The following is a 22,180-nucleotide window of genomic DNA, read 5'->3' as shown; positions in this document are numbered from 1 at the left end:
TCCGCGTCGTGGGCCGATGAAGCGGCTCAATGGCAGGGCTTCTTCACGCCTGCGTCTTCGATGATATGGCTGACATCCGGCTCTTCAATTCCCGCATCTATGTCCAGCGACCTGTTGCAGGCGCACGGATCACCGGCACCACACTGGCAGCCAAGCTCTTCGCTCCAGGCCCGGTCCGGGTGGTTCTCGCAGACGAAGCCTAAGCCGAAGCAGATGGGGCAGTTGGGATTGGTCATGGCATGAAAAAGCGCGCGGGCCTTGCTCCAAAGATCGCAAGCACACCGCGCTCCTCGTTACGCCACCAGCTCTTTGCGAACAGCGGCGGCCGAATTGCCTACTTTATCGACGGCTTCTGCAGTTCGTCCTTCGAGACACCAAGCGCCTTCGTCCAGTATTTGACCTCGAAGTCTTCATGCATGTTGATTTTGCTACGGTCGCGCTGATCCCGTTTCGTGAGATTGTCGCTCATCTTCCTCCTCCATCGCCTTTACAAGCCGCTCATCGTCGAGAACGGCCAGCAGATCATTGATCGTCGTTTCGCTGTCCCTCGGCCCAGGCTCGACATAGCGAGCCAGGATGGCTTGGGCTTCTTTTACCGCTCGGGTTACGCGATCCGGCATGCCGGTACTCCACTCACTGGCGAGGAAAACGCACGAAAGAAAGCTGTGTTCCCAAAAGGAAGGCCTCCGGGAGGGCGGAGGCCAAGTCAGTCTGGGGAGGTTGCATATGCTCGGAAAACTTGACCTGCTGCGCCCCGTTCCTACAGTTTCGCATGAAGCTGGCGGCTCCGCGCTGATCGCTTAATCTGCGTATAGGTTTGCTTGAGCAGGAGCCCTGCTCTCGTCCCGTAGGGAGGGTCCTGCCCTTGGCGAGCGCGAGCGGCATCAATAGAGCCCGTCTGTTGAATGTTGGCGCTTCAACGCCACCGCATCTGCATCGCTCTCAGGCGGAGGTATCACTACCCGCATGCAGAGGGCCAAATGTACATGAGTTATTTCTTGGACAAACCTTTGAACGAGCTGGCGCGGAGCAGGCCCTCAGACGTGATATCCCGGTATTCGATGTCGGCGTAGAACTTCGGCTCGACCCAAGTGGCCTTCGGTTTCTTGACGGGCTTGGTGAGCTTTTGCTTCGGGCTGACGACCGTGTCGAGGGCCTTGCGGATCTCCGCCGATTTCGTCCGGCTCCAGCCCGTGCCAACCTTGCCCATGTAGCGCAGCTCTTTCCCTTCCTGCTTGCCGAGGTACAGCGCGGCGACGCCGGACGGGTCCTTGACGAAACCAACGACGGGGAATTTCTCGCGCTGGACGGTCTTGATCTTCTGCCAGGCCTCGACCCGATCCGACCGGTACGGCGCGTCAACCCGCTTGGAGACGATACCCTCGTAGTTCAACTTGCTCGCCGCCTCGAACAGCACCTGCCCGTCACCTTCATGGTGCTCACTGTAGAAGATGGGGGCTTCCAGCCCGTTCTCGTCTATCAGCTGCTTCAGCAGCTCCTTGCGGGCAAGCTGAGCCATTCTGCGAAGGTCCTTGCCGTCCAGCCACAGGAGATCGAAGGCGAAGTACTGCAGGCGGTCCTGGTCGCCCCTGCCAAGGTCTGCCTGGAGTTCGGAGAAGTTGGTTCGCTCTTCATGGATGACGACCACCTCGCCGTCGACGATCGCCTGACCCGGGATATCGAAGGCGCCGGCAATGACCGAGAAACGGTTGACCCAGTTGTGGCCGTTACGGGTAAAGGCCTTCCGGTCGTCGCCGTCGATGTGAAGCTGGATGCGGTAGCCGTCGTATTTGACTTCGTGAATCCACTGAGCCCCCGAAGGCGCTTTCATCTTCAGGGTCGCAAGCTGCGGACTGATAAAGCCCGGCATGGCAGCTTGCGGCTTCTTGGCCGGTGCCCGGATACGCTTTGCCACTAACGCAACTCACAAAAAGCCCGCCGCCGGTGTTGGGCCGACGGCGGGGCAGTCTACCTACCTTACTTAGGACTCTCCAACTGCGAGGCCAATGCGATGTTCCCGCGCGTTCTCACATACAACCGCAATCGCGTTTCCAGGTTGTATTTTCAACGTCAACGAGAACGGCTGCCGAACAGGAAGCGAACTCGATGTGATGAATCCTTCTCAGTACCGCCGCCGCTGCGGCGCGCCCGGCCGGCGGGAGATCAGGTGCCGATAACACAGACCCGCCCGGCGGGAGTTTGCTTGCACCAATGATTGGCTCCGGAGTCGATGCGGAACGTCAAAAGCCATGGAATTGATCGTCGCAGGGTATGTGCGAGGAGCGGCGCGCTCTCGCAGAATTGCGCTCGCGCATCGGCGCAAGATGCTCGGCGAGCTGCAGGCCGTCTCCGGTATCGATCCGGCGAACGCCATTCAAGCCGTTCGGACGAAGTTGCTATCATCGAAGCCGGCCTGGAAGAACGATCGATTACGGCTGTATGTGACCTGCCGATCGTGCTGCCCCACCGCGGCGAGATCGCGACACCGTTCGATGCGGGTGCCTCAGCAGCCCACGAAGAAAAAGGCACGCCGCGCCTGAATGGCAGACGCCCGAAGGAATATCCGCCTAACACCTTCAACCATCCTCCTCGGCCCCAGACAAAGCCTGCCGTGTGGGCTGAGGTTGGGGGAATGAGCTGAGCTTTTGGGAATGAGAAGTGTGGAGAAGGCCCCTTTGGCGAAGGCCGTTTTTAGTGGTTTTCGCGTAGCTGCCGCTCCAGATCAATTGCTCGTTCTGCACTATAGGCGCGCTTCAGCAACGAGCTGCGTTCGTGCCCAGGAGGCTTCTGGTCCGCTTGCTCTCGCAAGTTTATGGCGAACCGCGTCAGCCGCGTTTCGAGAGAAACTGTTTGCTTGAATCGTCGCCTGCGCTTGATCAACTTCGAACTCCCTTTTCCGTTGTTGGGGGAGTTGTAGCTCCGGGTAGACGAAAGCCGCAGGAACATAAGCTAATTGTGCGGGCAGTTTATTTTTACCGGGCCATCTCAATTGATACGTGGAGCGAGTGACCGAACTACTACAATGCCCGCCCCGGCTTCGGGCCTCAACCGGACTTGCAGCTTGGACTTGTGCCGGGTCCTCCTCTTAAACCTCTCTCAAGGCCGGCAGCACGTGCTCCCCGAATGCATGGATAAAGCTTAGTTGCCGCCGAGCCACTTGGTGCAGGTGGATTTCGGCGAACCCCATTTCGGCGTACTCGGCCAGCCACGCTCGGTGCTGTCCCAGGTCCGCGGAGACCAGGACTGACCGACGAATGTCCTCCCCGTTCACAAGGCGGCCGACCGTGTCGAAGTCCTGCGGCCTACGGAGGTCCCAGTTCACCTCTCCGCCGGCGACATTTGGAGCCCATTGGTGGAGTGCCTCGGCTTCAGCCTCTTGCTCGCTCGGTGCCCATGATAGCGCCACCTGCAGGATGACGGGCTTGCCGTGCCCGCCGCCCCGGCGGAACGCCTCTACCACCTTTCCAAGCTGGTTTGGAGGCGCCTGGACCGTGATGAGAGCGTCGGCCCAGCCGCCCAGCCATTCTGCCGTCTTCTCGCTCACGGCGGCACGGACCAACATGACCGGCTCTCCCGGACGGCTGTAGAGCGTTGCCTCGATGACAGTGACGCGGCCACGATGAGTAACGGTCTCGCCCGCGAAAAGCGCCCTGATGATCTCTACACATTCAAGAAGGCGTGCGTTGCGCTCCTGCTTTTCGGGCCATGGCAGACCAGTGATACATTCGTTGATCGCCTCACCGCTGCCGAGCGCCAGCCAAAAGCGACCAGGGTACATCTGCGCCAGGGTTGCAGCGCCCTGAGCTAGTACGGCGGGGTGATAACGATAACCTGGTGCGGAGATGACGCCGAAGGCTAGCGAGGTCCCCTCCAAAGCGGCCCCAAGCCACGACCAGGCAAACCCGGATTGGCCTTGGCGCTCGCTCCACGGATGGAAATGGTCGGACGACATCGCGCAGTCGAAGCCCGCCTCCTCCGCGCGCTTGGTCCAACGCAGCAGATCCGAAGGCGCAAACTGCTCGTGCGAAACGTGGTATCCGAAGCGCGCCATCTTTTCTCGCTCTTGCAGATGAGATCCGTCGGCACCTTGGCGGGAAATCGGTTTGCTGCAGTACAGCAGACCTGATGCAGATGCGGACCCTGTGCAGCCGGCGTGTACCTGCAACTCCTCAGCGCAAGCCGCCGTTCCTTTGCTGACGAGAGGCGCGAACTCTTGGACGCGAACTCTTGGATTTGGATATTACCCGCCTGGTTGAAATGAACGAGTTCGGGTTTGCATCTGTGACGTGACCGCGCACTCGCGGGCTTGAACATCGGTGATGTTTCGCAGGTGGCACTCTGGCATCAGCCGGTCGCCAGTCTCGCGGCGGACTGCCTCCGAGACGAGCAAGCCCGCCATCAGCAGCGCAAGCAGCGCAACGGAGATTACCCGCGCATCTCGCACGATAGTCCCTGTGACTTGTCGACCCTCTCAAGCAGGGTCGTACTTTGAACGCCCAACGAACTGCACGTTTCCAATTTGCGTGGGGTTCACCACGCCCCACGGCGAATAGAGGATGGTGTTTGCTTCCAAACACCCCGGGCAGCGTCTTGCTACGCTGGCAAGTAGGAACGCCTGAGCGTGCGGCGCGTCGTCACAGGTGCGCGTTTCTCGCGCTCGCCATCAACCAAAAGAGACCATGAAACATTTGTTAATGCCGCCTACCCAAATAGATACAGCGATAGCCACTTCAGCAGCCCGCCACACCAATCCCGTTATTCAGGACTTTGCGAGATCTATGACATGGGCGGCTGATGCTCGTGTCCTCGGTACGTTGGCGGCCGTAGGTTGGATCATGTCGCGCGGAGGCGATAGACGGCGACGCCTTGTCGCAAATCACGTGGCTGTATCGCTCGCGGCAGCAGTCATGCTGCCGAAAATTGCGAAGCGAGTGATGGATCGCACACGACCCGACCGGGTCGTCGTAGGTCCGGATCGCCATGGGGTTAAGACGTCAGGCCAGCCGCATGACTCCTTTCCCTCGGGCCATGGTGTGCATATTGGTGCGATCGTCTCGGCTCTGAGTTGGGCCTATCCCAAGAAGACGTCGGTCTTCCTGGCAGCTGGGGGCGCGTTGGCAGCAACCAGAGTGGCCGTGCTGGCGCACTGGACGACCGATGTCGTGCTGGGACTGACCTTGGGCGCAGCTATCGAACGAGCGGCGAGACGCATCAGTGCAGCGCGACGCGGAAGCACCCACGCTTGAGACAAGCAATGACCGACAAGCCCTTCGTTCTCTTTCCCGGGATGATCGAGCCGCTGCGAGTGGCCCGTGTATACGGCTACCTGATTCAGTACAGAGACGCGCTCTACCATCCCGGCGGCACTCAGCCGATATGCACCATGTCTCTGGCGCGGAAAATGGTCGAAGGCGGCTGGCTCGAGCAGCACGGCCAACGCTACGAGCCGACAAAGAAGGGTCTGCGAGCGACGGAGTGAGGCTGTCGGAGTTAATGAAACGGCCCAGGCCCTGGGGGAACGACCCAGGGCTGAGGCCGCTCCGGACTACCGTACAGATAGCCTCATGCGTCTGAAACGCATGCAGAAACAAAGTTGGCTGATGGGCATCGTTCCTGTGAAGGCTCTGGCCGCGGGCTTCAGCGCGCAGGCAAAACCACTGAACAAGAAAAGGAAGAAGGGCGGATGACGACAGAATCTCTCCAGAACCAGGCTGACCGGGCCGAGGCCCTCGCGGCCCAGACGTCGGATGATGAGCTTCGCGAGACCTTCTCAGCCGCGCGGGAATACCGAGAGCAGCTCAAGAGCCTGGACAACCAAGCTGCCGGACAGCAGCTCAGGTCGGCACCCTGCCGCCACTGAAAGCCCCTTGGCACCGACGCTGACGCGGGACTTCTTAAGGAGACCACCATTGAGCTACAGGACGGGCAATGAACCTGCACCCTTGGTGCTTTTCGGCGTGGCCATCGTCCCGATCATTGCGGCTCTGGGCCGATGTGACCGCCCCCAGAGGGGTAGTCAGGCTTCTGGCGCGGTCACCCCGCAGACCGGCGCTGAACTTGCACACGCGACGCCGCGGATTTCGCAACTTTTTTTGCCCGTGACACTTTTTGGAAACTTGCGGCCTAAACTCTATGACTGTACGACTGGTCGCTAACGCGGATCGCGGCAGGGATCGGAACGGCCCCTACCCCTCTTTGCAAATCGGCCCCATGGCCAACGCGATCAAGCGCTTACGCGTTAAAACAGGCGCCAAGGAAATCAGGGAGGCGTGAGCGGTGGAGCCGCCCCTCACAGCCTTTCGGGGCGGAGGTAGGCACCCTTCCGTTCAACACGGCACGCGTCGACAGCCTCCGGCACCGAAGCGCTCTATCAGGACGTCCTGATCGAGCCGTCTGCTGGTCGGTCTTCCAGCACCACGGCCCATCTGTGGCCCACCACCTCGGCGCGTCCGGTTTCGATAATCTCCTGTCTGAGTTCTTCACGTCGTACCTTCAGTCGCCTCAGCGCTGCGCTACGTCGCCGAACTGGTCAGCCAATGATACGCGCCTGTTGGTCGCGGGAGGTGGCTCCAATCCGAGATTGCGATGGTACGTCACGGTGAAGGCATCGTCGTCGGCGCTGCTGCGGTGCAGATCGGCATGGTCATTTGGATTCCGTTCATTGCTGGCCCGTTCCACCGTTCCAAATCATCTATTGAGGCACACTCGGAAGGGTGGAGACAGATTAAAAAGAGGATGATTTGGAATATTGGAATGAGAGAGATTTTTGTATCTAACTATATATTTCTCTTACTCTTTCCCATTCCAAAGCCGTTGGAATGAAGTGGAATGAAGTGGAATTGCGCCGTCTCTTACAGACTCACCGTTCCAGAATTCCGGTCCCATTCCAACGCCGTTCCAACCACTTTGGAGCGAGATTTACGTCCCGTTCCATTTCAGTTTGCTACCGCGACCGACGGTTGGCCGGCCTGACATGTCCATTACCTCGCCGGATTGCGTGAGCCAGAGCACAGCCTGTTGAAGTTCGCGCATTTCGGCGCCGGAGATACCCTTGCGGACCATCAACTTCGACAAGGGAAGCGTATAATCTTTAGCCTCCCTCAACGCGGCTACGATGGCTTTGCGCAGTGCTTCTGCGGGCGATGCGTGCATGTGCTTCGCGGCGCCGGATGTGACCAGCTCGATTGATGCGTGTACGATTGCCCAACCCCATTCCACGTCATCCACCAAAATAACCGGCTTGGTTGGATTTCGGCTGATGGCGCGGATGGTGGCCAACCTCACGGTGTTCTCGGCTGCGCGGCCATTGATGTTACGCTCGGTCTCGTTCCACGCCTCATGATGCTGCCACGAGAATACCTCGCCCCAACGCTTATAAGCCGCACCGGCTTCGCCATCTTCGAACTCGATGACGATTTTTCCAACACCAAGCATGCTTGCTGGTCTAGGGAAGTTCTTCACCGCAGCCTGCAGCGCCTCAACCAAGCTTTCAGGCGGCGCGTTATGACGGTGGAGTTTGGGAGGTGTGATTTCCTTTGGTGGGGTTCCGGTAACAAACACGAATCGATTGATAAAACCATCCGATATGGAGCGTTCAGATAGGCCGGCGTACAACGTCTCCGCAGTCGTCATGCCAAGCACGGTCAAGGCTGGCCCCTTAATCGGTGCGTCATCCTTTTTGGTTTCTGCTGAAGCGTAGATGCGCCCGTCAAAGACGCTGTTTGCCTGGTCGTAGATGGCGAGCAGGAATTTTCGGAGTGACGCGGCTGGAGCCGATGCATTCCGGCCATTTACGTCCTGAAGTGTGACGCCAAATTCGTCGAACACCACCACGGTGGATGGATTCTTGCGCAGCACCCGTTCTATCGCCGCGTAGCTGGTCGGGTCACCATTGGTCACCGCGCCGGGCTTTCCCGCCTTGCCGGCAATAGCACGGATTGCTTTCGGTGGATGCCCTTTGCCCCCCGCGGTCTCAAGCAGCGTTGTTGCGAACATGTTGAGACCGGAAAGTGTTGGCCCCAGTGCCCGGTCGCCAAACATGCCGCCAATCAACGCCACGGCCGAGACCATCGAAAGTTCTGGCACCGGCACAATGGCGGTCGACGTTATCCAACGCGCGACATCTGCCAACAACCCGCCCGCCGATTCAGGCGCCATGGGATTGGTCATCTTTTCTGGAGGCGCGGGTAGGTCTCGTTCGTCCGGCGGCGCGTTGTCGTTGGCTGCATCCGGCATGCCATAGACGCTAACCTGCCACTCTAGAATATCGCCCAAATTCAGGTCACGGAAAATCACCGAGCGCCCGACCTGCTCATCGCCTATTGGGCCGCTGAGCTGCCAGACGACCGGAGCCTCACCGCGCCCGAGATGCGGCGCGAGGAAGACCGCAAAGGTGCTTTCATCTGAGCATCCGTCGACGTAATCGACAAGTACGAACCAACGTTCGATTTCCGCGAACGTCTCGGGTACGTCATCCGCAGCAGGCTTTGTGTACTCTCCGGCCACCAAACGTTTTTTGCTCCAGTCGACTCCACCACGCTTGGCTAGTGGAGCCAACCTAATGACTGCTCCAAGCGTATCGGCGAACAAGAAATAGAGATCCGCAATCCGCGTGACGTCCTTTGCTTCGAACTTCTCGCGAAAGGAAGGTTCAGCGGACGTGTCGGCGGTCTTAGTATTGAGCGCTGCCATTGGCGGTCACATGCCCCATGTCGTTGAATGCGGAAATTGCTGCTGCGGTAATGGTGTCGACCAACGCCGGTGCGAACGTCGCAAAACGCCGCCCGCCAGAGGATGGCGCGTAAGTAAGGCGGCGTCCCTCTCGGGTTTGCATCAGTCGCAAACCATAAAGCCTGACCTCGTCAGACAACTGCAGGTCAAAGCGCGCGATTTCTCGCATGCCTCCGCCACCGTCGAAAGGCGACGGTGTGATAAACGTGATTTTCAAGTGTGGAATTCCTCGTTTACGAGGTTGCGCCATGCTGGCGCGATGCTCTCGGCTAGAGGGCCGATCGAGCTAGGCGGCCTGGGTGCCGCTCTGTTTGTTGTCGTTAGCGACCGTGCAGGTCCGCGCCCAACGATCCAATTCATCGGTGCTGTAAACGACTGCTTTTCCGAAACGCATAAACGCAGGACCGTTGGTCCCGTAGCATCTGGCCTTATCCAAGAAAGATTTCGAAAGGCCGAGGTACTCAGCCGCCTCTTGAACCCTGATATTTGCCATAGGTCGCCTCCCGTGGCTGACGTTGCATGTACCTACTATTGCGGGTGCAGCCTCAGATCACTAAGGCCGACCTAAACAAATATCGCGGTCGGCGGGGATCGACAGGTGGCGCGGGAAAATTGTGGGGTGCGCTTAACTGGCTACACCTTGGCTATAAAATTTGTAGCCAGCTTCCAGACTTCCGGTTAAGTCTTTGATTTTATTGGTCGGAGCGAGAGGATTTGAACCTCCGACCCCTAGTCTCCCAGACATGTCTGGTAGTCCCTCACCAGCCCTCGGACACCCTCACCGACCCTAACGCCGCAAGGAAAACTGTCCGCCCGCTCACCTCGTGCCATCCATCACCTGCTGTGATTGGCACCGCGGTGCTTCCCCCGTGCTTCCCGGAGGGCAAATGAGCGGACAAACCATCACCAAAACGCTAGTCGACGGACTGGAAAAGCAGGCGTCGGAATACACCGTTTGGGACGCCAAGCTTCCCGGGTTCGGCGTGCGCGTGCGGCCGACCGGGGCAAAGTCATTCATCATCGTTTACCGGGCCGGAACCGGCCGGACCGCGCCCGTTCGCCGGCTCACGCTGGCCGCCGTCGGCAAAATCGCTCCGGAGGCCGCCCGCACCCAAGCCAAGATCCTGCTGGGGACCGTGGCTAATGGCGCCGACCCGGCCGCCGAGAAAAGAGCAAAACGCCCCAAACGGGACCAACTAACCTTCGATGCGTTTGCCGACAAATACGTAGCTGAGTACGTGATTGGGGCCGGAGGTAAGGAAATCATCGAGGGGTTCAATCAGACTGGAAAGTGGCCGACGGAGATTCCTGGCGCCAATAAGAAGAGCTGGAAAAACGACGTCCAATACCTCAAGCGACCGCGTGAGGAATGGGGACGCCTGCTGGCAGTATCCATTACCGATGATGATGCCGCGGAGCTGTTGGATGTGATCGCGGAGACCGCACCCGTCAGCGCCAACCGGTCCCAATCGATCCTCCACAAGATGTTCAAGTGGGGCAAACAACCGGGCCGGAAGTACGTCCCCACCAACCCAATGGAAGGAATGGAACGCCGCGGCGGTAAAGAAAAGGAGCGCGACCGGGTCCTGACCGATGACGAGATTCGGACCTTATGGTGGGGCCTCGACCTACCCGGCTGCCCGGTCGATCGTCCCGTGGCACTCGCGATCAGGTTCATCCTGGCCACGATGGTCCGCCCATACCAAGCGGCAGGCGCCAAGGCTGCCGAGCTGACCGGGCTGGCAACGGAATGCGCGGTCTACGACATGCCGCCGGGACGCGTGAAGAAAGATCGAGCCGTTATCGTTCCCCTCTCCCAACTCGCTCAAGAGATCATCAGAGAAGCGACCGCAAGCGGGCGGCCCAGCATAGGCCACAACAATCCGCCTGAACCAATCGACGACACGCCGGCGGAAGTGCTCTTTCCGAGCAAGTACAGCTCGGGAGAGATTGCGATCTCGCGGGCCTCAATCAGCCAGGCACTGAATGGCAAGAAAAAGGGCACTAAGAGGGGGAAAGACGCCTCGGACCGGGCCGGCATCCGCGCATTTCTGGGACTGGCACACTTCACCGCGCACGATCTGCGGCGCACTGCCGCAACGATCTCACGTCGTGGAGGCGCCCCGCGGCCGGATGTGAAAGCGCTATTGGACCACGTCAACGGCGACGTCACGGCGGTCTACGACAAGTACGACATGCTGCCCGAAAAGCGGCAAGTCACCGCGATTCTGGAGGCGGAGGTTCGCAAGATTATCGGCACGCGGCCCGATTTGCCTTCCAAATCAGCAGCCTCCGAAGAAACTTTGCGATGTGAATCACTAAAATCGACAAACCCACAAATGCAAAGGGAGATGGCTCCTGATGGTCTTTGCTAGCATCTGATCCAGTCAGTGGGCGCTAGCGGCTCCTTGGTGGGCCGCCAGCTCTCTCTAAACGGAGAGGAAGATGCAGCAATTTCTCGACACGAAAGAAGCCGCCAAGCACGTTCGACTGTCGACTGCCACGCTCGAGCGCTTGCGCGTGCGGGGTGGCGGCCCCGCTTACATCACGCCTATTCCAAGCCGCGTGCTCTACGACGTAACCGATCTTGATGCTTGGATGTGGAGCCGCCGACGTAAATCCACCTCGGAAACAGAAGCGGCCTAAAGCTGCCAACGCGCGCGCGCGCCCTTCGCCGGCCAAGCATTCCCGAACACCAGATAATGAGGGCCAAACAACCACGTCCCCGCGGGCGCCAAAAGAATGGCCCCGCCGACTGCCAGGTCGAACGGGGCCAGAACTGAAAACGTGAGAGATGAATAACACAACGATCGTTGACAATCAACGAACCGCGCTTGGCCTCGCCGAGTTGGGGTTCGACGTCTTCCCGTTACTTCCAAATCAAAAAACGCCGGCGCTAGATCGGAATTGGAAGGACGTAGCCACTCGCGACGCAGGTAAAGTGAGGAAGCTGTGGGGCGGCAGCTATCGCGCCTGCAACATCGGCATTCGCACGGGTCTACCGCTCCAGAATGGCGTTCTGGTCGTTCTTGATATCGATATCAAAGACGGCAAACCGGGGTTGCAGTCGATTGCGGAGCTGGAGGACCAGCTTGGAAAGCTGCCGACGACGACGACTTTCAGCACCGCGTCTGGAGGCGAGCACCGCTACTTTGTAGCGCCCTGGCCGCTTGGGAACAGCAATTCCAAGCTTGGGCCCGGGGTCGATGTAAAATGCGTCGGCGGTTACGTGGTTGGCTGTGGAAGCACCATTGACGGAAAAAAATACGACCTCACAAACCAGGAAGGTATCGCCGAGCTGCCCGAGACTTGGGCCGCAGCATGCGGACGTCCCCGCGAGCGATCTGCTCTCGATCGCGCCAGCCCCTTGGTCGAGCTCGATCAACCTACCAACATTGAACGGGCGATATCTTACCTCACCGCCGGCGCGCCCGCGCATGGAACATACGTCGTGGCCTGCTCCGTCCGCGATTTCGGCATCAGCCAGGAAAAATGCCTTGAGTTGATCGTCGACCATTGGTCGGGCGCCGAAGGTAAGAGTCACGAGCACATCGAAACGCGCGTGGCCAACGCCTACACGTACGCGCAGGATCCTCCCGGCATCGCATGCGCAGAAGTGGAGTTCGAGGCTGTTGAAGTGGACGGGCGACCCCAGCCGGCCGGCGATTGGGATGAACCCGCCGATCTGTGGAAACAGGAGAAGCCGCCAGAAGACATGCTCGACGGCATCGTTCCGCCTTTTCTGAACGCGTTCGGAAGGGACCGGGCGCGATCGCTTGGCGTGAACCAAGACGCTATTACCGCGGCCGCCGTAGCTGTCGTGGGTTCGCTGATCCCGGCGACCAATCGGCTGCAAATGTATCAAAACCGGAGCTCCTGGTCGGTGCTCTGCGTCTTGTGGACCGCGCTTGTCGGCGACCCGGGCTCCGCCAAGTCGGCCGCGGTGAAGGCTGCGCTCGCTTTCGCCAACCCGGTCAACGAACGTTGGTCGGTGGCATTCGCCAAGGAGTTGTCCGAGTTCGATCGGGCGGAACTGGCGTTTTCGGCACAAAAGCCGGCGAAGAAAAAGACCGAAGAACACGCGCAGGAGTATCTGCATCCGGCTGACGTGATCGTGAAACCGACGCCACCTAAGTCGCGGTCAAAAATCTCAAATGACAGCACGACGGAGGCGATTGTCACTCGCCTTGCCGAGACCCCGGAAGTTGCGCCGTTGATTCAGTATTCCGACGAACTATCGGGATGGTTGGGCGGCATGGACGCCTATCGGTCGAAGGGCTCCAAAGACAGGGCGCTTTGGCTCGAGGCGAAAGAAGGCGGCCCCTACCGTGTGGATCGGCAAGGTCGCGGCTCTGTGGAGGCGCCAAATCTCGCGGTGTCGATCATTGGAGGAATCCAAGACGACCTCATCGCCAGGCTAGCCCCCGACCTCGCAACCGACGGTCTGCTTCAACGGTTCGCCTTGATCGCCATTCGGCAGCTCGGACTTGGCGAAGACAATCCCGAGATTCCTGCGATTGAGGCGGCTATTCCGCGCGTGGCATTGGCGCTCGCCGGTCTCGAGGACGCTACCTACCGCTTTGACCAGCGAGCCGCGGAGGAACTGTGGGCCATCAAGGCGTTCAAATCCCGTGAGATGGCCCGGCCCGATATCCCCTCGGGTCTGAAGACCTGGTTGGCCAAGACGGACGCCGAGTTCGGCCGCTACGCTTTGGCTTTCCATTTGATCGAGTGGGCCATCATCGCGGAAGCATTGGAAACACCACCCGATGAACTCATCTCAGCCGACACCGCCAGGCGAGCTCGACGGTATGTGGAAGAGTTTCTCTACGCCCACGCCCTGTTCATCCATACGACCGTCCTCGACAGTGCCGGCCACGATCACGAAGCCCGCTGGATCGCCGGCTACATTCTGACGCGCAATTCGGAGCGAATAACCGCCAGGGAGGTCGGAAGAGCGCGGCCGCGCAGCCTGGGCCGAAACCGGAAGCAGTTGCTCGCGGTGATGGGCCGCCTTGAGGCTGACGGATGGATTCGAATGACGAACTCCGATCCTGCCAGCTGGCGGATCAATCCGGCAGTTCACGATGGGCGCTTCGACGACATTCGGCGGGCCGAAACTGAACGCCGGGATGCCGTCCGCGGCGAGATCGCTGAGGCCGCGAGCGTTCGGCGAGCCGCTACAGGAGCTTCGCTATGAAAATGCGAGACCGTCAGCGCTGTCAGCGGGTGTCAACGCTGTCAGCGTCATTGGCTCTCGATTTGCGGCCTGACACGGTGGACTGCGCCCGGCGCGATGCGCTGACAACCGCTGACACCGCTGACGGCAAGGAGGCCTTGAAGCCGTCGCCAGCAGCGGAGGTGTCAGCGGTGTCACTTGCGCGCGCGGATACACCAAGGCTTTTTACCCCCTCTTACCTCTACTTTCCCCTGAGTCCATTTAGGCGGAATCCGCTGACACCGCTGACACGCTTCCCTGCTGGCCGCTCCTCCGCGGTCGGGGCGCCCGCCCCGACTTTCGCCCTCATCCAGGTCGCGGGCATGCGCCCGCAATACGGGAGGCACCCATGAACCGCTTCGCTCCTGGCCGCTCCTTCAAGTCCCGAGGCCGGCGGTACCAGATCCTCGGCACCAAGGATCATTGGACCCGCGACGACCGCTACGTCGAGATGATCCGCTATCAGTCGGTTTGTGCCGAACCCGGTTGTGACCGCACCTTCAGGGCTCTCACGACCAAGAGCAGGATCCGAAAAGGCCAGCTCAACAAGCGCTGCGAACTCCACCACGCGCCCGGCATACCTATTCCTGTCAAGAAGGTCAGGAAGAAGCGCTCGAAGGCACGGCCGAAGAAGCCTACGGCGGCGGCGCTGCTGAGGGCGCGCAGAGAGCGGGCGATCCAACGGGCCCTCCTCGCGGTCCAACGCGTCCAGCGCCCCTCTTATCTCGACTGAGTGGCCTTGTGGAGGGCTTGCGGGGGCCTTCCAGCTGCGGCAATCTGGCGTTGAGCCAAGAACGGAGGTCTTCCCGATGCCCCGCGGTCGGTTCTACACGGTGTTCACCTTGGGATTCGCGAGTGCGATCGCGCTGCTGGGGGTCATCGCGGGCCTGGCTGTGCTCTTCTGGCATGAGCCGTATTGGTGGGTTGCTCGGACTTTCGACGGACAGGTGAATTGGCTCTCGCCGCTTTACCTCTCGCTTATCGTCGCCGGTGCTCCTGTGTTCGTGGCCTATTGGATGGTTCGCATCCAGCAAACGATCGTTCGCTGGTCCGGCGATCGGCTGATTGCGAGACTGAATCAACAATACACTGCGATCGAACAAACGCAGGGGCGCGAATACGCCGACGAGTTCATGAGACTGCAGGCGCAAACGTTGATCGAAGGGAGCGAGGGCGAGCCGTTCAATCTCTTCGGACGCGAGAAAATGCTCCACGCCGCTGCTGTCGCCGGCGTCCGCCCGCCGACTTGATTACATTCGTCGAGGACCGTTGTTCTCCGCTGCGCAGCCGGATAGCGCGGCAGGCGCGCCTGCGAGCTGCCGCGCGAAAAGTAATCCTCTCAGTTGTCGTCCTTGCGACGTAGCCCGGACAGCCGAACACGGGGCGCTACAACCCCGTTCGGGCGCCAAAGTCGCGCATAAGAAATCGCCAAAACGCACAAACTCGATAGTGATTCGGAGTGACCCACATTCGCGTGCCGGGTTTAGCGAGCGGAGCCGACCAGACAAAACGCGAGAAGCGCAGGAAAAGCCCGGTACGAAGGTACTTTCGGGCGAAGTCGATAAAACCGACAAACGACCTACGGTTGACGGGCCGCAATTTCAGTGATCCCAAAAGCATGCAGGGGGCTCATGGGAGAGCAAAGCATGCGCAACGAACAGGACGTCCTCGAAGTCAAAGCGATATTCACGCGTAACCCCGACCGCCAATCATGGTCGCCGCCGGAGGACGTCGGCGCTAGTGACAAGCCGCCACACCCGGCGCCGCCGGATGCGACGACTGCGGCAATGGACAAGGTACCGTACGAGCCCTCACCTGAGATCAAACAAGCGATGCTCGCGGCGGCCCGCGGCCAGCAACTGGTCGACCGCCTTGCCGCCCTTCAGAACGACGCCGTCGAAAGGTACACCGGCATCTCGCGAAGCGAACTCGGCTTTCGCGTCTGGAACGCGCCGATGGCGGCGGTCGCAAGTCGCCTGGGTCTTAAAAAGCACGTGCTCATGCGCATCTGCAAACTATATGAGGTGCCTACGCCGCCGAAGGGCTACTTCAACACCAGTTTCGCCAACCGGCCGATCCGATGGACACGTGTTGCCGTGGGCGGCTGACCGCATGACCGCTGTCCTCCCTGCCAGCGACAGGAGGTCCTCCAGCGTCTCGAGGGATGGCAACTGTACCGGTAGGATAATCCTGCTCATCCGATGGTCGGACTCGACCCGCACTCTGCAACGTGGTTGCATACGGCATTCGATAAAACCTTTTGGGGGGATAAGAATGAAACAGCTCATTTTGGCTGCCGCACTGGCGCTCGCCACAACCGCCGCACAAGCGCAGTATCTCAGCGGCACCGGCTCAAATCCGAGTACCCACAGCTCGTCCGGATACACTCGCAGCACCGGGACTTACGTGGCGCCCTACGTCGCGACCAATCCGAATAGCACCCAACGCGACAACTTCGGCACCAGCGGCAATTACAATCCGTCCACCGGTCAGACGGGTCACCGGACGCCGCGTTATTGATTCCAACCATTCAAGACGTTCGACGAATTGTCGCCAACTAGCGACAACGAGCTCGGACGCCTTTCTTTTTAAGGCGAAAGGTAATGGCTAAGTCGCGCCCAATATCTTCAGTCCTCTTGCTGCTTGCGCTCGCCCTGTTTCCACGCATGGTCCATTCTGCCGAAGTAAAAGTCGGCGTTGGTAAATCTGGCCAAGCAACGATCTGGATCACTGGGGAGATTGTACCTGGTGACGCCGACAAGTTTTCGCAGTCAGTTCGGCAAGCCAATGATGCCGGAAAATTTGTCGCCAACGTTAGACTGGATTCTCCCGGCGGCAATTTGCTCGAGGGGGTAAAGATCGCTGACGCCATAAGGTTCGGCAAAACATCCACCAACGTGGGCAAGGCAGCGGTGTGCGCTTCGGCGTGCTTTCTGATGTTTGCTGCCGGCTCTACCAAGAACGCCGGCTACGGAGCGCAAGTTGGAGTTCACGGAGCGTCCGGAGAAAATGGAGAGGAAACGGCGGCATCAGGCGCTGCGACGGTATCGATGGCCAAAATCGCAAAAGAGTTGGGCGTCCCATCCACAATCATCGGCCGCATAGTCGTTACGTCTCCACAAGACATGGTTTGGCTGAGCCCGCAGGAACTTCAGTCGATGGGCGTCACCATGATGGGCCGCCCCTCTCAACTCACTCCGCCAGTTGCCAGTCTGCAACAAACCCCACCGAATTCACCTTTGTCGTTATCACCTTCTGGAGCGGGGCTCTCCGCTGCAAGAACAACGCCCAATGCCAGTCCGACTAGGGGAGAAATTGTCAACAGGGCGATGGAAAAATCAGCGAGTCAGAATAACGGGAAGCCGCTTTTTAGTCGCTCCTGCCAGCCCGAACTGAAGGTGTGTAACATCGGCCTGAGCTACTTGGACAATCAAGGCAAAGTCGCGTTTTTGAAGACGGTCGAGGACATGAACGGCAAGGTCATTGCGCGTGAGGCATGCACCTTGAACGATTTCCAGGATGTCCGAACCTGCATCAACTGGGACGACGGCACTTCGCATCGTGACATGAAGGACAGCAAGGGAGTTTGGTCGAAGGTCGCGGACCAATAGATGTCCTCTTCCCGGCACGCTCTTTGCCAATTGGACCTCCCAGAGCATGGAGGCGTGCATCGATGGGACAGCGACAGCGGATCTTACGACGCCCGAAGCCCAGTTTGACACATATCGCCCGCGAGCTAGTGAAATTGCTGGACGCGATCGATGAGCTCGATGAGTTGAGAGAAAGGGTCCGACTCGCAGAGGCCAGTCGGGTCTTGCACTAGGGCTCTCGCCGCTTCCGGAAAGGGATCACCCGTCCCCCGCTTGGCGCGCTTCGTTCGCGGTCGCGGTTGCTCCACCGGGGTCGCGGTGGCAGGATGCGCTCTCTTGTTGCGACAAGCTGTGGCTCAGTCGAGACATGGAGGGCGCGCCGGATGCTTGCCCCGAACCAGCCGTTAGGATGGCTCCTGCGGTTGCCATTGCAGATCGTCTCGCCAACCGCTGTGGCGCGAATCCTGATGGGGCCGAACCGTGGCCTGAAGTGGGTTGTCGGGGCCGGTAATCATAGTTGCTGGCTCGGCACATACGAACGCGTCATCGCAAAATCGATCGCTGCACGGGTAAAACCGGGAATGACGGTATTCGACGTTGGTGCGCACGCAGGATACTACACGCTGATGCTCTCTCGGCTTGTTGGGCATCAAGGCCGGGTGTTTGCCTTCGAAGCGAATCCGGAAAATGCAAAGAAGCTTCGCAGGCACCTGCACATCAACGGCGTCAAAAACGTCGAACTGATCGAAGCCGCCGTCTCCGACCAAAGCGGGATGGCTTTTTTCGCGACCAATGCGCACCTCGGGAAATACGGCTACATGGGGACGCTCGCCGAAACGGGAATGCCTGTTCAGACCGTTGCGCTGGACGACTTTCCTGTCCCGGATCTAATCAAAATGGATATAGAAGGAGCCGAAACACGCGCGTTTGCTGGAGCCTCCCGTCTGCTCTCAGAGCAGAGGACGGCCATCTTCCTCGCACTGCATGATCAAACTCTCGCAGAAGCCCCCGCCATTCTCAAACGCCACAACTTCCTACTGCAGCCAATCGCCGAGCGAGAGATGTGGGCCATGCCCACGAGAGCTCCAGATAAATAGTTGCGCTGCGGATGGGCGCTCCTGGGTCGCGGCAGGTCCCAAGGTCGAAGGTGCCAATCCACCGTTCTACAACCTGGGGAAAACTGCCTCTACGTCAGCCGGCCTGCATTTTCCGACTCGCCCACGCCTGATCGCTGCCTCATCATGTTCCGGTTGTGGGGGTGCGCGTGAGCCAGTTCCTATCCGTCCTGCTGCTGGGGACTGCGTTGACGCTGACCTTGTGCTTCGGGGTTGCGGCAGGGCGCCAGTCCTCGGGCAGAGACGTCGATATCACCGCCACCATCCCGCATCAGGAGAACGGGTGGCGCGCGAGGCCTACTAACTGAGGCGTTGCACTCGCCCTCCGGTTGCGCCACGCTTGTTGCGACCGCAGGGAGGACTAACAATGGCCGTCGACTGGCGCGAATACGCCGAAGGCGTCGAGAAGCAGCTTGAGGTACTGAGGCGCGATCTCGAGCCCCTCGAATCAGGGAGGATGAAGCTCGGCGAGCGCGAGGGCACCGGCGCATGGAGAGACGTTACCCAGGAGGCAATCGATCGCAACAAGCAGGTTATAGCGACCTACGAAGCGATCCTAAAAGACGTGCGCGAGAACCGGATCAAGAACTGATGTGCGCGGGCGTATAGGACCGACCGGATTGATGCATTTGCAGAACCGCCTCCTAGGTGCTATTCCGGCACATATTCGGGGCAAGAACTATGGGTAAAAAGGCTGCGGCAAAAAAGAAGAAGGCTCTTGATCGTCTGCCCAACGCACCCTTGGCCGAGGTAGTATTTGAGCTGCGATGGAAGCTGCAAGGCAATCCGCCCCTAATCACCGATCCAGGTATACATCCACTGATGGCGGCATTCACACCGCGGGCTGCCAAGACGGGGTTTTCGTTTGTTAAGGATATGGTTCGGCCCGAAGAGGTGATTGGCCACTCGGTTTGTCGCCGGTACTTCACGGCCCCCGAGGCAAGCTTTCCGATCCTACAAATCGGTCCGGGAGTGTTCGCTAGCAATCAGTCGACTGATTACACTTGGGCATCCTTTCGGATGCAAACACTGCGCGGGCTGAAGACATTTTTTGAGAGCTATCCGCAACTGGAGGGCTTTCCGTTCGAACCGGTTCATTTGGAGCTGCGATACATTGATGCTTTCGACGAGACGCTCCTAGATACTACCGACATCGTTGAATTCGCAAACGCAGGCACACATTTGAGCCTACAGGCGTCGGAATCGCTCTTTCCGTCGGCAACATTCGGCGCGCAATCCGAAGGGCGTGTGCAGATCCAACGTCCGCTCAAGCGTGGAGGCACCTTCGTTCTTGATCTTGCATCGGCTCGCAAGGGCCCGACCGGGCCGGCAATAATACGCATGGAAACGAAAGTTGTGTTACTTCATGACCTGCCAAAATTTCGAGGTGGTGCGAAGTTTATCCCGATCCTTGAGAAATGGCTCGATAGTGCGCACGACGTGACGAGCCCATTCTTCAAGCGCTTTATGCGCCCCATTGTTTTGGACAAATTCAGCTGACCGCCATGATGGATTTCCCCACCAGCCTCACGCAGTTCGAAATTGAGGGCCAGTTCGACGACGCTTCGGCCGCGACAACGACCGCTAGCTTCGGACGCACGCAGCCGCGCGTTCGTTCACCCTCGCAAAGCGCCGCGATAGTTTCCACAGAGAGTCTTCCCGCTGCGATTTCTGCAAACTGGACGAAGCTGCAGGTTTCGGGACTCTCCAGGAGATTCTACGCCAGACTCCTGCGTTTGGCCTCGGATCGATTCCACTTTTCAACTGCCCGATCGAGCGAGCGGTTGCGTCCATCTTCGCTGGCTGACTTTCTCGATCTATGGATGAAGATCAAAGTCGAAGCTACTGAGCCGGAGATCTCGTTGTCATCCGATGGCTCCTTAACCGCAGAGTGGTTCAAGTCCCCTGAGGAACGATTGGACATCAAGTTCGCTCGAACCGCAGTGCTTTTTGGGCTCATGAACAAGGGGCATATCCTCGAGGGTGCCGAGAACAACGAACTCGTTGCAATGATTCTGCTCAGCCATCGTGCAAAGCCGCTGCAATGGCGCGCCGAAGGTTAGAGAAACCGACTTTTGCGGCGAGTTCTCGCCTGGCAAGGTACATTTTCGAAGAGCATCGGCTTTCCGGTGCGCGCGCTGCTGTTGCAGCATTCGAACCGGATCATATCAAAAACTTGGATCCGATCGCTAACAGTCACCTTTCCGTAAATTCGACCGAGGTCGAATCACTGCAGCAGATAGCGAAATACCATCGGCAGAACTGGCAGGACGGAAAGGGAAAGGCAGCCCTCAGCGTGCATACGGTTTTTGAATATTGCGATGTGGCTCGGAAAAGTAATGTCGCGGTGGATCGGACCCCCGATGGGGTCTGGGAATTCAAAGACCACGACACGCAGGTTGCTGAAGCATATCGCCATCGTCCGGTGGCGCCGAATGCGAAAAATCCGGTAGGTTCAAAATCCCATTGCGGCGTCGAATTTGTGCGAGCACTCGACGAGTTTAGATCGACCCAATTCGCGCGACGGCTGGCTAGTAAGGGCCGCTTTCATCTCTTTTGATGGCGGCTCGTGCCCACTGAGCCTTCGGAGATGATGCTTCAAAGGGCTCAAGAGCTTGGGTTTGGCGTAAGGTCGATCACCATGCCCGCCGCATCGGGCGCCGGCGCTTTCTCGTGGACCACGATCACCAGTCCCGGCACCGTCTGCTCATCGGGTCGCGCTTATGTCCACCATCGCGATATTCGGTCTCAACGTTGCTTGAGCCGCAGCTCGATCCAGTTGGAAGATCGACCCAGGTACTGCAACTCTCTGCGGGGCCGTCATAGGGCTCGCCATTGTTGGCCAGCAAGCTCGGCGAGGTTTCGCAAATCTCGTTCGCTCTCAGCGGACACAATCTGAACTCGACAGGGAGGCACGCATCCATCAAGTTGAACTCGGGCGCAGCGTTGAGGCCGACAAGCGCAAGAACGAAAGAGACGTTCTCATGTCAGCTTTGTGGGCTGAAACGGTCATAGTCTGGAAAAAAGTCGCGGGGGCAGAAACGAACTCCCAGATCTTCGCCAAGATGCATGAAGCATTTCAGAAGCAGCGACTGCCAGTGCCCGACACGACCCGGATCTTATTTCCCAATATTAAAGCGCCGGTATTTGTTTCCAACATTCCTAACCTTGGTTTGCTTGGAAGCTCGCTGGCAGCTGATGTGGTTGCAGTTTTGGGCCGGGCGGATGGAGAGGACAACAGGATAGACGCACCTCCCCCCTTGAATCATGAAATGTTTGCCAAGATATACGCTGGCCATGCTGAAGTTCTTAAGCAGTGGCGCCAAGACCTCTATCACGTTGCAATACGCATCGATGCGATTCAAGGTGGCCAGCTAGACCCGGGCAGCCTAACCGCCACTGAAAAACACCGCAGGACACAGCCCTAAGGCTCTGAGGTCCGATAACAGCCCTTAGCGGACTCCAGGAGAGTAACGCCCTCCTCCTGCCGGCGTCGGCTTTTGACCCATAGCCGACAACCGAGCGGC

At 59.2% G+C, this 22,180-nt stretch carries 26 protein-coding genes and 1 pseudogene; 20 read left to right on the top strand and 7 right to left on the bottom strand.

What is annotated here, in order from left to right:
• Window positions 1-26 precede the first annotated feature (26 nt).
• From AC0L3P_RS31465 to ligD, 3 genes and pseudogenes are all read right to left on the bottom strand, one after another.
• Complete coding sequence (locus AC0L3P_RS31465) at window positions 27-236, bottom strand: hypothetical protein (protein WP_275174545.1); 210 nt, start codon at window positions 234-236, stop codon at window positions 27-29.
• Between the two features lie 57 nt (window positions 237-293).
• Window positions 294-469, bottom strand: a pseudogene (locus AC0L3P_RS31460) (DUF3606 domain-containing protein).
• A 522-nt stretch (window positions 470-991) separates the two neighbouring features.
• Complete coding sequence (ligD, locus tag AC0L3P_RS31455) at window positions 992-1,915, bottom strand: non-homologous end-joining DNA ligase (protein ID WP_275174546.1); 924 nt, start codon at window positions 1,913-1,915, stop codon at window positions 992-994.
• 334 nt (window positions 1,916-2,249) lie between these two features.
• On the opposite strand from ligD, the gene AC0L3P_RS31450 reads away from it, so the two are divergent.
• Window positions 2,250-2,540, top strand: a complete 291-nt coding sequence (locus tag AC0L3P_RS31450) for a hypothetical protein (RefSeq protein ID WP_473308003.1) — start codon at window positions 2,250-2,252, stop codon at window positions 2,538-2,540.
• A gap of 545 nt (window positions 2,541-3,085) precedes the next feature.
• Here AC0L3P_RS31450 and AC0L3P_RS31445 read toward each other — a convergent pair.
• A complete protein-coding gene (locus AC0L3P_RS31445) occupies window positions 3,086-4,051 on the bottom strand; it encodes a TIGR03885 family FMN-dependent LLM class oxidoreductase (protein WP_473308001.1) in 966 nt (321 codons plus the stop codon).
• Between the two features lie 628 nt (window positions 4,052-4,679).
• Between AC0L3P_RS31445 and AC0L3P_RS31440 the strand changes: the two genes are divergently transcribed.
• The 5 genes from AC0L3P_RS31440 (at window position 4,680) to AC0L3P_RS31420 (ending at window position 6,822) form a co-directional block, all read left to right on the top strand.
• Window positions 4,680-5,246 carry a phosphatase PAP2 family protein gene (locus AC0L3P_RS31440; RefSeq protein ID WP_473307998.1) on the top strand — a complete coding sequence of 189 codons (567 nt, stop codon included), beginning with the start codon at window positions 4,680-4,682 and terminating at the stop codon, window positions 5,244-5,246.
• 8 nt (window positions 5,247-5,254) lie between these two features.
• Entirely contained in the window at window positions 5,255-5,479 is a 225-nt protein-coding gene (locus AC0L3P_RS31435) for a hypothetical protein (RefSeq protein ID WP_473307995.1), read from the top strand.
• A gap of 85 nt (window positions 5,480-5,564) precedes the next feature.
• Window positions 5,565-5,687 carry a hypothetical protein gene (locus AC0L3P_RS31430; protein WP_473307993.1) on the top strand — a complete coding sequence of 41 codons (123 nt, stop codon included), beginning with the start codon at window positions 5,565-5,567 and terminating at the stop codon, window positions 5,685-5,687.
• Complete coding sequence (locus AC0L3P_RS31425) at window positions 5,684-5,860, top strand: hypothetical protein (protein ID WP_473307991.1); 177 nt, start codon at window positions 5,684-5,686, stop codon at window positions 5,858-5,860. The genes AC0L3P_RS31430 and AC0L3P_RS31425 overlap by 4 nt, the downstream gene beginning before the upstream one ends.
• Window positions 5,861-6,585: 725 nt before the next feature.
• Window positions 6,586-6,822: a hypothetical protein gene (locus AC0L3P_RS31420; RefSeq protein ID WP_354210768.1), complete on the top strand. Its 237-nt coding sequence runs from the start codon at window positions 6,586-6,588 to the stop codon at window positions 6,820-6,822.
• A gap of 96 nt (window positions 6,823-6,918) precedes the next feature.
• Here the strand turns inward: AC0L3P_RS31420 and AC0L3P_RS31415 are convergent, their stop codons facing one another.
• The 3 genes from AC0L3P_RS31415 to AC0L3P_RS31405 form a co-directional block, all read right to left on the bottom strand.
• Window positions 6,919-8,691: a DUF3987 domain-containing protein gene (locus tag AC0L3P_RS31415; RefSeq protein ID WP_354210767.1), complete on the bottom strand. Its 1,773-nt coding sequence runs from the start codon at window positions 8,689-8,691 to the stop codon at window positions 6,919-6,921.
• Window positions 8,672-8,947 carry a hypothetical protein gene (locus AC0L3P_RS31410; protein WP_354210766.1) on the bottom strand — a complete coding sequence of 92 codons (276 nt, stop codon included), beginning with the start codon at window positions 8,945-8,947 and terminating at the stop codon, window positions 8,672-8,674. Before AC0L3P_RS31410 ends, AC0L3P_RS31415 begins: the two co-directional genes overlap by 20 nt.
• Before the next feature lie 69 nt (window positions 8,948-9,016).
• Complete coding sequence (locus tag AC0L3P_RS31405; protein ID WP_354210765.1) at window positions 9,017-9,223, bottom strand: helix-turn-helix transcriptional regulator; 207 nt, start codon at window positions 9,221-9,223, stop codon at window positions 9,017-9,019.
• A gap of 394 nt (window positions 9,224-9,617) precedes the next feature.
• On the opposite strand from AC0L3P_RS31405, the gene AC0L3P_RS31400 reads away from it, so the two are divergent.
• From AC0L3P_RS31400 to AC0L3P_RS31335, 14 genes are all read left to right on the top strand, one after another.
• Window positions 9,618-11,105, top strand: a complete 1,488-nt coding sequence (locus tag AC0L3P_RS31400; protein ID WP_473307987.1) for a tyrosine-type recombinase/integrase — start codon at window positions 9,618-9,620, stop codon at window positions 11,103-11,105.
• 70 nt (window positions 11,106-11,175) lie between these two features.
• On the top strand, window positions 11,176-11,376 hold the full coding sequence (locus tag AC0L3P_RS31395) for a helix-turn-helix domain-containing protein (RefSeq protein ID WP_473307984.1): 201 nt from the start codon (window positions 11,176-11,178) through the stop codon (window positions 11,374-11,376).
• Between the two features lie 148 nt (window positions 11,377-11,524).
• The gene (locus AC0L3P_RS31390) at window positions 11,525-13,930 is read left to right on the top strand and encodes a DUF3987 domain-containing protein (RefSeq protein WP_473307981.1); all 2,406 of its coding nucleotides are present in this window, start codon (window positions 11,525-11,527) and stop codon (window positions 13,928-13,930) included.
• A gap of 367 nt (window positions 13,931-14,297) precedes the next feature.
• Complete coding sequence (locus AC0L3P_RS31385; protein WP_473307979.1) at window positions 14,298-14,681, top strand: hypothetical protein; 384 nt, start codon at window positions 14,298-14,300, stop codon at window positions 14,679-14,681.
• Window positions 14,682-14,757: 76 nt separating this feature from the next.
• Complete coding sequence (locus tag AC0L3P_RS31380; RefSeq protein ID WP_473307977.1) at window positions 14,758-15,198, top strand: hypothetical protein; 441 nt, start codon at window positions 14,758-14,760, stop codon at window positions 15,196-15,198.
• 396 nt (window positions 15,199-15,594) lie between these two features.
• Window positions 15,595-16,056 carry a hypothetical protein gene (locus AC0L3P_RS31375; RefSeq protein WP_473307974.1) on the top strand — a complete coding sequence of 154 codons (462 nt, stop codon included), beginning with the start codon at window positions 15,595-15,597 and terminating at the stop codon, window positions 16,054-16,056.
• Window positions 16,057-16,222: 166 nt separating this feature from the next.
• Complete coding sequence (locus tag AC0L3P_RS31370) at window positions 16,223-16,468, top strand: hypothetical protein (protein WP_473307972.1); 246 nt, start codon at window positions 16,223-16,225, stop codon at window positions 16,466-16,468.
• 83 nt (window positions 16,469-16,551) lie between these two features.
• A complete protein-coding gene (locus tag AC0L3P_RS31365; protein WP_473307969.1) occupies window positions 16,552-17,559 on the top strand; it encodes a COG3904 family protein in 1,008 nt (335 codons plus the stop codon).
• Window positions 17,560-17,921: 362 nt separating this feature from the next.
• Entirely contained in the window at window positions 17,922-18,635 is a 714-nt protein-coding gene (locus AC0L3P_RS31360) for an FkbM family methyltransferase (RefSeq protein WP_473307966.1), read from the top strand.
• 385 nt (window positions 18,636-19,020) lie between these two features.
• The gene (locus AC0L3P_RS31355) at window positions 19,021-19,245 is read left to right on the top strand and encodes a hypothetical protein (protein ID WP_473307963.1); all 225 of its coding nucleotides are present in this window, start codon (window positions 19,021-19,023) and stop codon (window positions 19,243-19,245) included.
• An 89-nt stretch (window positions 19,246-19,334) separates the two neighbouring features.
• On the top strand, window positions 19,335-20,153 hold the full coding sequence (locus tag AC0L3P_RS31350; protein WP_473307961.1) for a TIGR04255 family protein: 819 nt from the start codon (window positions 19,335-19,337) through the stop codon (window positions 20,151-20,153).
• 5 nt (window positions 20,154-20,158) lie between these two features.
• The gene (locus AC0L3P_RS31345) at window positions 20,159-20,716 is read left to right on the top strand and encodes a hypothetical protein (protein ID WP_473307959.1); all 558 of its coding nucleotides are present in this window, start codon (window positions 20,159-20,161) and stop codon (window positions 20,714-20,716) included.
• Window positions 20,698-21,213, top strand: coding sequence for a hypothetical protein (locus AC0L3P_RS31340; RefSeq protein ID WP_473307957.1), 516 nt, complete (start codon window positions 20,698-20,700; stop codon window positions 21,211-21,213). The genes AC0L3P_RS31345 and AC0L3P_RS31340 overlap by 19 nt, the downstream gene beginning before the upstream one ends.
• Before the next feature lie 424 nt (window positions 21,214-21,637).
• Window positions 21,638-22,081 carry a hypothetical protein gene (locus AC0L3P_RS31335; protein ID WP_473307955.1) on the top strand — a complete coding sequence of 148 codons (444 nt, stop codon included), beginning with the start codon at window positions 21,638-21,640 and terminating at the stop codon, window positions 22,079-22,081.
• Window positions 22,082-22,180: the final 99 nt, after the last annotated feature.

This window comes from Bradyrhizobium sp. WSM4874 (assembly GCF_055811835.1).
Note: the sequence above shows the minus strand (reverse complement) of the source record. Positions and strands in the feature narration are given on the sequence as shown.

Excerpts from the sequence above, each read along its gene's own strand:
- AC0L3P_RS31465 (WP_275174545.1), bottom strand. The coding sequence starts at position 236 with ATGACCAATCCCAACTGCCCCATCTGCTTCGGCTTAGGCTTCGTCTGC.
- AC0L3P_RS31450 (WP_473308003.1), top strand. The coding sequence starts at position 2,250 with ATGGAATTGATCGTCGCAGGGTATGTGCGAGGAGCGGCGCGCTCTCGC.
- AC0L3P_RS31445 (WP_473308001.1), bottom strand. The coding sequence starts at position 4,051 with ATGGCGCGCTTCGGATACCACGTTTCGCACGAGCAGTTTGCGCCTTCG.
- AC0L3P_RS31440 (WP_473307998.1), top strand. The coding sequence starts at position 4,680 with ATGAAACATTTGTTAATGCCGCCTACCCAAATAGATACAGCGATAGCC.
- AC0L3P_RS31435 (WP_473307995.1), top strand. The coding sequence starts at position 5,255 with ATGACCGACAAGCCCTTCGTTCTCTTTCCCGGGATGATCGAGCCGCTG.
- AC0L3P_RS31430 (WP_473307993.1), top strand. The coding sequence starts at position 5,565 with ATGCGTCTGAAACGCATGCAGAAACAAAGTTGGCTGATGGGCATCGTT.
- AC0L3P_RS31425 (WP_473307991.1), top strand. The coding sequence starts at position 5,684 with ATGACGACAGAATCTCTCCAGAACCAGGCTGACCGGGCCGAGGCCCTC.
- AC0L3P_RS31420 (WP_354210768.1), top strand. The coding sequence starts at position 6,586 with ATGGTACGTCACGGTGAAGGCATCGTCGTCGGCGCTGCTGCGGTGCAG.
- AC0L3P_RS31415 (WP_354210767.1), bottom strand. The coding sequence starts at position 8,691 with ATGGCAGCGCTCAATACTAAGACCGCCGACACGTCCGCTGAACCTTCC.
- AC0L3P_RS31405 (WP_354210765.1), bottom strand. The coding sequence starts at position 9,223 with ATGGCAAATATCAGGGTTCAAGAGGCGGCTGAGTACCTCGGCCTTTCG.
- AC0L3P_RS31400 (WP_473307987.1), top strand. The coding sequence starts at position 9,618 with ATGAGCGGACAAACCATCACCAAAACGCTAGTCGACGGACTGGAAAAG.
- AC0L3P_RS31395 (WP_473307984.1), top strand. The coding sequence starts at position 11,176 with ATGCAGCAATTTCTCGACACGAAAGAAGCCGCCAAGCACGTTCGACTG.
- AC0L3P_RS31390 (WP_473307981.1), top strand. The coding sequence starts at position 11,525 with ATGAATAACACAACGATCGTTGACAATCAACGAACCGCGCTTGGCCTC.
- AC0L3P_RS31385 (WP_473307979.1), top strand. The coding sequence starts at position 14,298 with ATGAACCGCTTCGCTCCTGGCCGCTCCTTCAAGTCCCGAGGCCGGCGG.
- AC0L3P_RS31380 (WP_473307977.1), top strand. The coding sequence starts at position 14,758 with ATGCCCCGCGGTCGGTTCTACACGGTGTTCACCTTGGGATTCGCGAGT.
- AC0L3P_RS31375 (WP_473307974.1), top strand. The coding sequence starts at position 15,595 with ATGCGCAACGAACAGGACGTCCTCGAAGTCAAAGCGATATTCACGCGT.
- AC0L3P_RS31370 (WP_473307972.1), top strand. The coding sequence starts at position 16,223 with ATGAAACAGCTCATTTTGGCTGCCGCACTGGCGCTCGCCACAACCGCC.
- AC0L3P_RS31365 (WP_473307969.1), top strand. The coding sequence starts at position 16,552 with ATGGCTAAGTCGCGCCCAATATCTTCAGTCCTCTTGCTGCTTGCGCTC.
- AC0L3P_RS31360 (WP_473307966.1), top strand. The coding sequence starts at position 17,922 with ATGCTTGCCCCGAACCAGCCGTTAGGATGGCTCCTGCGGTTGCCATTG.
- AC0L3P_RS31355 (WP_473307963.1), top strand. The coding sequence starts at position 19,021 with ATGGCCGTCGACTGGCGCGAATACGCCGAAGGCGTCGAGAAGCAGCTT.
- AC0L3P_RS31350 (WP_473307961.1), top strand. The coding sequence starts at position 19,335 with ATGGGTAAAAAGGCTGCGGCAAAAAAGAAGAAGGCTCTTGATCGTCTG.
- AC0L3P_RS31345 (WP_473307959.1), top strand. The coding sequence starts at position 20,159 with ATGATGGATTTCCCCACCAGCCTCACGCAGTTCGAAATTGAGGGCCAG.
- AC0L3P_RS31340 (WP_473307957.1), top strand. The coding sequence starts at position 20,698 with ATGGCGCGCCGAAGGTTAGAGAAACCGACTTTTGCGGCGAGTTCTCGC.
- AC0L3P_RS31335 (WP_473307955.1), top strand. The coding sequence starts at position 21,638 with ATGTCAGCTTTGTGGGCTGAAACGGTCATAGTCTGGAAAAAAGTCGCG.